Source organism: Pseudomonas sp. R-28-1W-6 (assembly GCF_009799925.1).
Classification (GTDB): Bacteria; Pseudomonadota; Gammaproteobacteria; order Pseudomonadales; family Pseudomonadaceae; genus Aquipseudomonas.
On the sequence record NZ_WELK01000011.1, the window covers coordinates 128617 to 138079 of the forward strand.

The following is a 9463-nucleotide window of genomic DNA, read 5'->3' on the forward strand; positions in this document are numbered from 1 at the left end:
CTATGTTCCGGCCTATCGCACTCTTCATCGGTACCCGTTACACCCGCGCCAAGCGGCGCAACCACTACATCTCCTTCATCTCGCTGACCTCGATGATCGGTCTCGGCCTCGGCGTGCTGGCGATGATCGTGGTGCTCTCGGTGATGAACGGTTTCCAGAAGGAAATGAGCACGCGCATCCTCGGCATGGTGCCGCACGCCACCCTCAGCGCCGAGCAGCCGCTGGCCGACTGGAATGCCGTGGCCGAGGTCGCCAGGCGCAATCCGCAGGTCATCGGCGCCGCGCCTTTTGCCGAGCTGGAGGGGATGTTTTCCTCCCGGGGCGTGATGCAGCCGATCCTGATCAACGGTATCGACCCGGCCCAGGAGCGGCAGGTTTCGATCATCGGCCAGCACATGGTGCAGGGCCGCCTGGAGGACCTGCGTCCCGGCGAGTTCGGCGTGGTGATCGGCGAGGTGACCGCGCGGCGTTTTCGTCTCAATGTCGGCGACAAGCTGACCCTGATCGTGCCCGAGGTGAGCAGTAGCGCGAGCGGCATCACCCCGCGCATGCAGCGCCTGAACGTGGTCGGCGTGTTCAAGGTGGGCGCCGAGCTGGATGGCAGCCTGGCGCTGATCAGCGTCGCCGACGCCTCGAGCATCCTGCGCATCGCCCCGCAGCAGGTGCAGAGCGTGCGCATCGCACTCAAGGATCTGTATCAGGCGCCACAGGTGTCCGCCGCCATCGCCGCCAGCCTGGGTGCCGGCTACCAGGCCAACGACTGGACCCATACCCAGGGCAGCCTGTTCAGCGCGATGAAGATGGAGAAGACCATGATCGGCCTGCTCCTGCTGCTGATCATCGCGGTTGCCGCGTTCAACATCATCGCCACCCTGGTCATGGTGGTGGCCGACAAGCGCTCCGATATCGCCATCCTGCGTACCCTCGGCGCCACGCCGGGGCAGATCATGAGCACCTTCATGGTCCAGGGCACGGTGATCGGCAGCATCGGTACCCTGGTCGGCGGTGTGCTGGGGGTGGTCGTCGCGCTCAACGTGAGCGGCTGGGTAGCCTGGCTGGAGCGGGCCAGCGGGGTGCATATCCTCAGTTCGGATATCTACTACATCAACAATCTGCCATCCGACCTGCAGGCCGCCGATGTCCTGCTGATCTGTGGCGCCGCGTTGCTGATGAGTTTCCTGGCCACCCTGTATCCGGCCTGGCGCGCCTCGCGCACCCAGCCGGCGGAAGCGCTGCGCTACGACTGAGGTCGCTGCCGCGAATGGAAAACGCCGCTAGTTCGCGGCGTTTTTTCATTCTGGTGTGGCCTGTTGGCGTCGTTCCTGGCGCTTGCGCCAGTTATGCCGTACCCACCAGCGCCAGTAGAGCATGGTCAGGTTGTAGGCCAGCACGCCCAGCCCCAGGCCGGCCACCAGCGAGCCGAGCAGGAAGGGCTGCCAGAGGGTGGCCAGTTCGCCGCTGATCCACTCCCAGGTCAGTTCGTCCGGCAGCAGCATGGGCGGTACGCCCATGATCCAGGCCCCCAGCTTGTAGGTGCAGTAGAACACCGGCGGCATGGTGATCGGGTTGGTCAGCCAGACCAACCCCACCGAGATCGGCAGGTTGCCGCGCACCGGCACCGCCAGGCTGGCAGCCAGGAGCATCTGCATGGGCAGCGGGATGAAGGCGGCAAACAGGCCCACGGCCATGGCCCGGGCGACCGAGTGCCGGTTGAGGTGCCAGAGGTTGGGGTCATGGAGCAGCTTGCCCAGAAAGCGCAGCGATTTGTTCGCTCGGATGCTTTCCGGGTCGGGCATGTAGCGCTTGAATACACGACGCGGCATAAGACTCTCGGGTGACGGAAGCGCGGCTATTATGCACCCATTGCCGGTGACTGGCTTGTGACGGGCCGGCAGCCTCGGATCGGTGGCGCCCCAGGACGGCTGCGCCCGCAGGGAGAACGGGATGCGCGCAGGGATGCTGGCACTGGCCGCCGGATTGGCCAGCCTTAGCCTGTTGCCGGCTTTGCCGCCGGCCTGGCTGCTGTGGCTGGCGCTGCCGGTCGGGTTGATGCTGTTGCCCTATCGCAGCTATCCCCTGGCCTTGTTTCTCTTTGGCTTGTGCTGGGCTTGCGTCTCTGCGCAGTGGGCGCTGGACGAGCGCCTGGCGCCCGAGCTGGATGGCCAGACCCTGTGGCTGGAAGGGCAGGTGGTCGGCCTGCCGGAGCAGCGCGAGGGTGTGGTGCGTTTCCAGCTGGCCGATGCGCAGGCGCGGCGCGCGTCCTTGCCCGGGCTGCTGCGCCTGGCCTGGCATGACGGGCCTGCACTGCGGGCCGGTGAGCGCTGGCGCCTGGCGGTGCGTCTCAAGCGCCCGCAGGGACTGGTCAACCCGCAGGGCTTCGACTACGAGGCCTGGCTGCTGGCGCAGCGCATCGGCGCCGGCGGCACGGTCAAGCAGGGCGAACGCCTGCAGGCGGCGGGCGGCCTGTCGGCCTGGCGCGACGCGCTGCGCCGGCGCGTGCTCGCTGTCGATGCCTGGCACCGCGAGGGCACCCTGGCTGCGCTGGTGCTGGGTGACGACTCCGGCCTGAGCCCGGCGGACTGGCGGGTGCTGCAGGACACCGGCACGGTGCACCTGCTGGTGATCTCCGGGCAGCATGTCGCCTTGCTGGCGGCCTTGCTCTATGGCCTGGTCGCCGGCCTGGCACGGCTCGGCTGGTGGCCGCAACGCTTGCCCTGGCTGCCCGCCGCCTGTGCCCTGGCCTTCGCCGCAGCCCTGGCTTACGGCCTGCTGGCCGGCTTCGAGGTGCCGGTGCGGCGGGCCTGCGTGATGATCGCGGTGGTGTTGCTGTGGCGCCTGCGCTTTCGCCATCTCGGGGTGTGGACGCCGCTGTTGCTGGCCTGGATTCTGGTGCTGCTGGTCGAGCCCCTGGCGGTGCTGCAGGCCGGGTTCTGGTTGTCCTTCGGCGCGGTGGCGGTGCTGGCGCTGGTCTTCAGCGGCCGCCTGGGAGGCTGGTCCTGGTGGCAGGTATGGTGGCGGGCGCAGTGGACCCTGGCCGTCGGCCTGCTGCCGCTGTTTCTCGCCCTGGGCCTGCCGCTCAGTGCCAGCGGGCCGCTGGCCAACCTGCTGGCGGTGCCCTGGGTGAGTTTCCTGGTGGTGCCGCTGGCCTTGCTGGGTACCCTGCTGCTGCCCCTGCCCGGGGTGGGCGAGGGCCTGCTGTGGCTGGCCGGTGGCCTGCTCGAGGTGCTGTTCCAGCTGCTGGGCCTGCTCGCCACGGCGCTGCCGGCCTGGCTGCCCATGCATCTGCCGCTTTGGGCCTGGTTGCTGGTCAGCCTGGGGGCCTGGCTGGTGCTGCTGCCGGCCGGGCTGCCTTTACGGGCCCTGGGCCTGGTGCTGTTGCTGCCACTGGGCTTGCCGCCGCAGCATCTGCCGGCGGCGGGGCGCGCTGAAGTCTGGCAGCTGGACGTGGGCCAGGGCCTGGCGGTGCTGGTGCGTACTCGCCAGCATGCCTTGTTGTATGACGCCGGGCCGCGTTATGGCGACTTCGATCTGGGCGAGCGGGTGGTGCTGCCGTCGTTGCGCTACCTGGGTCTGGAGCGCCTGGACGTGCTGTTGCTCAGCCATGCCGATAGCGACCATGCCGGCGGCGCCCTGGCCGTGCGCCAGCGCATGCCGGTGGTGCAGGTGCTCAGTGGCGAAGCTGCCGCGCTGCCGGCGGCACTGGGCGCCGCGCCCTGCGTGGACGGCGCGACCTGGCAGTGGGACGGGGTGCGTTTCACCACCTGGCGCTGGGCTCAGGCCGGCGAGGGCAATCCCGCGTCCTGCGTGCTCAAGGTCGAGGCCGCTGGCGAGAGCCTGCTGCTCACCGGTGATATCGATAGCGCCACGGAGCAGGCCTTGCTCCGCGCGGGGCACGATCTGCGGGCCGACTGGCTGCAGATCCCCCATCACGGCAGCCGCAGTTCCTCCACGGCGGCTTTTCTCGATACCGTTGCGCCGACGGCGGCGCTGCTGTCGCGTGGCCCGCACAATCCGTTCGGTCATCCCCATGCGCAGGTCGTGGCGCGTTACCGGGCGCGCTCCATCGTGCTCCACGACAATGTCGCCAGCGGCGCCCTGCGCATCGAGCTGGGGGCGCGCCAGCCGGCATTTGGCTGGCGCGAGCGTGCGGTCTTCTGGCGGGAAAAATGAGAACCGGGGAGGTCTGTTCGGCGCCATCCCTATGCTAGAGTGGCGCCACTTTTCCGAGGGGGATGCACTACCGTGTGGGAACTGGTCAAAGCGGGCGGCTGGATGATGCTGCCGATCATTCTGTGTTCCATCGCAGCCGCCGGCATCATCGCCGAACGTCTGTGGACCCTGCGGCCCAGCCGCATCACCCCGCCCCATCTGCTGGGCCAGGTGTGGCGCTGGATCAAGGAAAAAAAGCTCAACAACGAGAAGCTCCGGGAGCTGCGCGCCAACTCGCCGCTGGGGCAGATCCTCGCCGCTGGCCTGGCCAACTCCAAGCATGGTCGCGAGATCATGAAGGAGTGCATCGAGGAAGCCGCCGCCCGCGTCATCCATGAGCTGGAACGCTACCTCAACGCCCTCGGCACCATCGCCGGCATCGCCCCGCTGCTCGGCCTGCTCGGTACCGTGCTGGGCATGATCGACATCTTCAGTGCCTTCATCGGCAATAGCACGGCGAACGCCTCGGTGCTGGCCGGCGGTATCTCCAAGGCGCTGATCACCACCGCAGCGGGCCTGATGGTGGCGATCCCGGCGCTGTTCTTCCACCGTTTCCTGCAGCGTCGGGTCGACGAGCTGGTGGTGGGCATGGAGCAGGAAGCGATCAAGCTGGTGGAAGTGGTGCAGGGCGACCGTGATGTCGACCTGACCGATATGCCTGCTCCCGTGGCCAAGGTGGAAACCCGCAAAGAGGGCAGGAAGGCGTGAAGTTCCGGCGCAAACCGCGGGAAAACGTCGAGATCAACCTGGCTTCGCTGATCGACGTGGTGTTCATCCTGCTGCTGTTCTTCGTGGTCACCACCACCTTCACCCGCGAGACCCAGCTCAAGGTCGATCTGCCGGAAGCGGCCAGCGGCACGCCGCCGGAAGACACCGCGCTGAAGCAGATGGAAGTGCTGATCAGTGCCGAAGGCAGCTACTCGCTGAATGGCCAGGCCCTGCTGAAAAGCGACCTGGAAAGCCTGATGGCGGCCCTGGGCAAGGAATCCGCGGGTGACAACAGCCTGCCGCTGGTGATCAGCGCCGATGCGCAAACGCCGCACCAGGCGGTGATCACCGCCATGGATGCCGCCGGCAAGCTGGGCTTTGCCCACCTGCGTATCACCACGGTCGAGGCCGAAGCGGCCAAGCCCTGATGGCGCTCTCCGATCGCCTGCTCGAGGCCTGGTACCGCGGCCATCCGCTGCTGACCCTGCTGCGCCCGCTGGAGTGGCTGTACCGGCGGGTGGTGCAGGGCAAGCGTGAGGCGTTCGTTGCCGGGCGTGGCGAGATCTATCGCGCACCGGTGCCGGTCATAGTGGTCGGCAACATCACCGTCGGCGGTACCGGCAAGACCCCCCTGATTCTCTGGCTGATCGAGCATTGCCGCAGCCGCGGCCTGCGCGTCGGCGTGGTCAGTCGCGGCTACGGCGCCCAGCCGCCGCAGCTGCCCTGGCGGGTACGTGCCGAGCACTCGGCGGCCGAGGCGGGCGATGAACCACTGTTGCTGGTGCAGCGCAGTGGCGTGCCGCTGGTGATCGACCCGCAGCGCTCGCGCGCCGTGCAGGCGCTGCTGGAACAGGAAACGCTGGACCTGATCCTCTGCGACGATGGCCTGCAGCACTACCGCCTGGCTCGCGATCTGGAGCTGGTGCTGATCGATGCCGCCCGTGGCCTGGGCAATCGCCGCTGCCTGCCGGCCGGGCCGCTGCGCGAGCCGGTCGAGCGCCTGAGCGAGGTGGATGCCGTGCTGTTCAATGGCGCCGCCGCCGACAGCGCGCAGGGCTATGCCTTTCGCCTGCAGCCGACCGCCCTGGTCAACCTGCGCAGTGGCGCGCGTGCCGCGCTCGATCATTTTCCGCCGGGTCAGGCCGTGCATGCAGTAGCCGGCATCGGCAATCCGCAGCGTTTCTTCAATACCCTCGAGGCGTTAAACTGGCAGCCAATCGCGCATGCCTTCGCCGACCACGCCAGTTACAGCCCCGAGCTGCTGCAGTTCAGTCCACAGCTGCCGCTGCTCATGACCGAGAAGGACTCGGTGAAATGCCGGGCCTTTGCCGCCGATGACTGGTGGTACCTGGCGGTGGATGCCGTACCGTCGGAGGCGTTCGTTGCCTGGCTGGATGGCGAACTGAGCCGCCTGGTGCCGCTCAAGCGCTGACTCTTTCTGCTGTTTTCACTCTTTCCAAGGACACCTCCCATGGATCCCAAACTGCTCGATATCCTGGCCTGCCCGGTCTGCAAGGGCCCGCTGCAACTGAGCGAAGACAAGACCGAACTGATCAGCAAGGGTGCCGGCCTGGCCTACCCGATCCGCGACGGCATCCCGGTGATGCTGGAAAGCGAGGCACGCACCCTCAACGTCGACGAGCGCCTGGACAAGTAAATGACTGCCGCCTTTATCGTTGTCATCCCCGCGCGTTTCTCCTCCAGCCGCCTGCCGGGCAAGCCGCTGCAGGACATCGCCGGCAAGCCGATGGTCCAGCATGTCTGGGAACAGGCGAAGAAGAGCAGTGCGGCGCGGGTGGTGGTGGCCACCGACGATGCGCGCATCTTCGAGGTCTGCCAGGGTTTTGGCGCCGAGGTGCTGATGACCGATGCCGCACACAACTCCGGCACCGACCGTCTGGCCGAAGTGGCGACCCAGCTGGGCCTGGCCAGCGACGCCATCGTGGTCAACGTGCAGGGCGACGAGCCGCTGATTCCGCCGAGCATCATCGATCAGGTGGCCGCCAACCTGGCTGCCAATCCGCAGGCCGGCATCGCCACCCTGGCCGAGCCGATCGAGGACGTGCAGGCGCTGTTCAACCCCAACGTGGTCAAGGTGGTCAGCGACAAGACCGGTCTGGCCCTGACCTTCAGTCGCGCGCCGCTGGCCTGGGCCCGCGATGCCTTCGCCAAGAGCCGCGACGAGCTGCCGGCTGGCGTGCCCTATCGCCGCCATATCGGCATCTACGCCTACCGCGCCGGCTTCCTGCATGACTTCGTGGCCTGGGGCCCGTGCTGGCTGGAGGATACCGAGTGCCTGGAGCAGTTGCGCGCCCTGTGGAACGGCGTGCGCATTCATGTCGCCGATGCCCTGGAAGCACCGCCGGCCGGGGTCGATACCCCGGAAGACCTGGAGCGGGTACGCCGTCTGCTGGGGGCCTGATGAAGGTTCTGTTCGTCTGCCTGGGCAATATCTGCCGTTCACCGACCGCCGAAGGCGTGCTGCGTCAGCGCCTGCACGCGGCCGGCCTGGCCGAGCGAGTGCAGGTGGATTCCGCCGGCACCGGCGACTGGCATGTCGGCAAGGCGCCAGACCAGCGCACCCGCCTGGCCGCGCAGCGCCGCGGCTATGACCTGGCGCCGCTGCGCGCACGCCAGGTAGCAGTCGAGGACTTCCAGCGCTTCGACCTGATCCTGGCGATGGACCGCAGCAACCTGAAACATCTGCAGGCACTGCGCCCAGGGGCTGCGTCGGCTGAGCTGGACCTGTTCCTGCGCCGCTACCAGCTAGCCCTGGATGAAGTGCCGGACCCTTATTACGGTGGTGACGACGGCTTCGAACGGGTGCTCGACCTGATCGAGCAGGCCAGCGATGCCCTGCTCCATGAAATCAGGGGGCGCCTGTGAGCCTGTCGTTGCACGAAAATCTCTCGCTCAAACCCTTCAATACCTTTGGCGTCGATGTGCCGGCCCGCCTGTTCGCCGAGGCCGGCAATGACCAGCAGGTGCGCGAGGCGCTGGCCCTGGCCGCGCAGCGTAACCTGCCGCTGCTGGTTATCGGTGGCGGCAGCAACCTGTTGCTGACCGGCGATGTCGAGGCCCTGGTGCTGCGCATGGCCAGTCGCGGCCTGCGCATCCTCAGTGATGACGGCGAGCGCGTAGTGGTCGAGGCCGAGGCCGGTGAGCCCTGGCATCCCTTCGTGCAGTGGAGCCTGGCCCAGGGCCTGGCCGGCCTGGAAAACCTCAGCCTGATCCCCGGCACGGTCGGTGCGGCACCGATGCAGAACATCGGCGCCTACGGCGTGGAGATCAAGGATGTGTTCGCCGGCCTCACCGCTCTGGATCGACAGACTGGCGAGCTGCGTGAGTTTGCTCTGGACGAGTGCGCCTTCGCCTACCGCGACAGCCTGTTCAAGCAGCAGCCGGGGCGCTGGCTGATCCTGCGGGTGCGTTTCGCCCTCAGCCGCAAGACCGCGCTGCACCTGGATTACGGTCCGGTGCGCCAGCGCCTGCAGGCCGAAGGCATCGAGCAACCGACTGCCAGCGATGTCAGCCGTGCCATCTGTGCCATTCGCAGTGAAAAACTGCCCGACCCGGCGGTGCTGGGCAATGCCGGCAGCTTCTTCAAGAACCCGCTGGTGCCGGCCGAGCTGGCCGAGCGGATCCGCACTGAGCAGGCCGATCTGGTCAGCTACCTGGCGGCTGATGGCCAGGTCAAGCTGGCGGCCGGCTGGCTGATCGAGCGGGCAGGGTGGAAGGGTTTTCGTGAGGGGGATGCCGGCGTGCATCGCCTGCAGGCACTGGTGCTTGTCAACTACGGGGCGGCCACGGGGGCACAGTTGCTGGCCCTGGCGCAGCGTATCCAGGCGGATATCCTGGCGCGCTTCGGCGTGTCGCTGGAAATCGAACCGAACATCCTTTGAATCAAGCCTGCATCTGTCGGAGCCGCTTCGGCAGCGAATCTCGCGGATAAATCCGCTCCTGCAGGCCATTCACTTTATTCCGGATATAAAAAAGCCCCGCACCAGGCGGGGCTTTTTCATTACCGGTAACGCTTAGATCTGCACGGCCGGGATCTTGGCGTTGGCAGCCGCTTCGCGGAACTCGGCGATCTGGTCGAAGCTCAGGTAGCGGTAAACGTCGGCAGCCATGCTGTCGATGTTCTTCGCATACTCCATGTACTCCTCGACAGTCGGCAGCTTGCCGGTGATCGAGGCGACCGCTGCCAGTTCGGCAGAGGCCAGGTACACGTTGGTGGCGTCGCCCAGGCGGTTCGGGAAGTTACGGGTCGAGGTGGAGACCACGGTCGAACCGGTCTGTACGCGTGCCTGGTTACCCATGCACAGCGAGCAACCCGGCATTTCCATGCGCGCGCCAGCCTTGCCGTAGATGCCGTAGTAGCCTTCTTCGGTCAGCTGGTGGGCGTCCATCTTGGTCGGCGGAGCCAGCCACAGACGGGTCGGAATGCCACCCTTGACCTTGTCCAGCAGCTTGCCGGCAGCGCGGAAGTGACCGATGTTGGTCATGCACGAACCGATGAACACTTCGTCGATCTTCTCACCGGCAA

General features: G+C 67.1%; 11 protein-coding genes. 9 read left to right on the forward strand and 2 right to left on the reverse strand.

The features are described 5' to 3' along the window. Positions 1-2: 2 nt before the first annotated feature. Positions 3-1247 carry a lipoprotein-releasing ABC transporter permease subunit gene (locus F3I62_RS17395; RefSeq protein ID WP_160490902.1) on the forward strand — a complete coding sequence of 415 codons (1245 nt, stop codon included), beginning with the start codon at positions 3-5 and terminating at the stop codon, positions 1245-1247. A 45-nt stretch (positions 1248-1292) separates the two neighbouring features. Here F3I62_RS17395 and F3I62_RS17400 read toward each other — a convergent pair whose 3' ends face one another. Further along, positions 1293-1823 carry a DUF2062 domain-containing protein gene (locus tag F3I62_RS17400; RefSeq protein WP_160490903.1) on the reverse strand — a complete coding sequence of 177 codons (531 nt, stop codon included), beginning with the start codon at positions 1821-1823 and terminating at the stop codon, positions 1293-1295. 121 nt (positions 1824-1944) lie between these two features. On the opposite strand from F3I62_RS17400, the gene F3I62_RS17405 reads away from it, so the two are divergent. The 8 genes from F3I62_RS17405 to murB all read left to right on the forward strand — a co-directional run bounded on the left by F3I62_RS17405 (position 1945) and on the right by murB (position 8819). Continuing rightward, positions 1945-4170 (forward strand): DNA internalization-related competence protein ComEC/Rec2, encoded by a 2226-nt coding sequence (locus tag F3I62_RS17405; RefSeq protein ID WP_178122531.1) that lies wholly within the window; start codon positions 1945-1947, stop codon positions 4168-4170. A 72-nt stretch (positions 4171-4242) separates the two neighbouring features. Next, the gene (locus tag F3I62_RS17410) at positions 4243-4917 is read left to right on the forward strand and encodes a MotA/TolQ/ExbB proton channel family protein (protein WP_160490904.1); all 675 of its coding nucleotides are present in this window, start codon (positions 4243-4245) and stop codon (positions 4915-4917) included. Beyond that, the gene (locus tag F3I62_RS17415; protein ID WP_160490905.1) at positions 4914-5345 is read left to right on the forward strand and encodes a biopolymer transporter ExbD; all 432 of its coding nucleotides are present in this window, start codon (positions 4914-4916) and stop codon (positions 5343-5345) included. Before F3I62_RS17410 ends, F3I62_RS17415 begins: the two co-directional genes overlap by 4 nt. Then, positions 5345-6349 carry a tetraacyldisaccharide 4'-kinase gene (gene lpxK, locus F3I62_RS17420; protein ID WP_160490906.1) on the forward strand — a complete coding sequence of 335 codons (1005 nt, stop codon included), beginning with the start codon at positions 5345-5347 and terminating at the stop codon, positions 6347-6349. The genes F3I62_RS17415 and lpxK overlap by 1 nt, the downstream gene beginning before the upstream one ends. A gap of 39 nt (positions 6350-6388) precedes the next feature. Further along, on the forward strand, positions 6389-6574 hold the full coding sequence (locus tag F3I62_RS17425) for a Trm112 family protein (protein WP_160079593.1): 186 nt from the start codon (positions 6389-6391) through the stop codon (positions 6572-6574). Continuing rightward, positions 6575-7339 (forward strand): 3-deoxy-manno-octulosonate cytidylyltransferase, encoded by a 765-nt coding sequence (gene kdsB / locus F3I62_RS17430; protein WP_160490907.1) that lies wholly within the window; start codon positions 6575-6577, stop codon positions 7337-7339. Beyond that, a complete protein-coding gene (locus F3I62_RS17435) occupies positions 7339-7803 on the forward strand; it encodes a low molecular weight protein-tyrosine-phosphatase (protein WP_160490908.1) in 465 nt (154 codons plus the stop codon). The genes kdsB and F3I62_RS17435 overlap by 1 nt, the downstream gene beginning before the upstream one ends. After that, positions 7800-8819, forward strand: coding sequence for a UDP-N-acetylmuramate dehydrogenase (gene murB, locus F3I62_RS17440; RefSeq protein WP_160490909.1), 1020 nt, complete (start codon positions 7800-7802; stop codon positions 8817-8819). The genes F3I62_RS17435 and murB overlap by 4 nt, the downstream gene beginning before the upstream one ends. Positions 8820-8951: 132 nt before the next feature. Here the strand turns inward: murB and F3I62_RS17445 are convergent. Beyond that, positions 8952-9463 (reverse strand): aconitase family protein (locus tag F3I62_RS17445; RefSeq protein ID WP_256667806.1); only part of this gene is annotated, 512 nt, incomplete at its 5' end.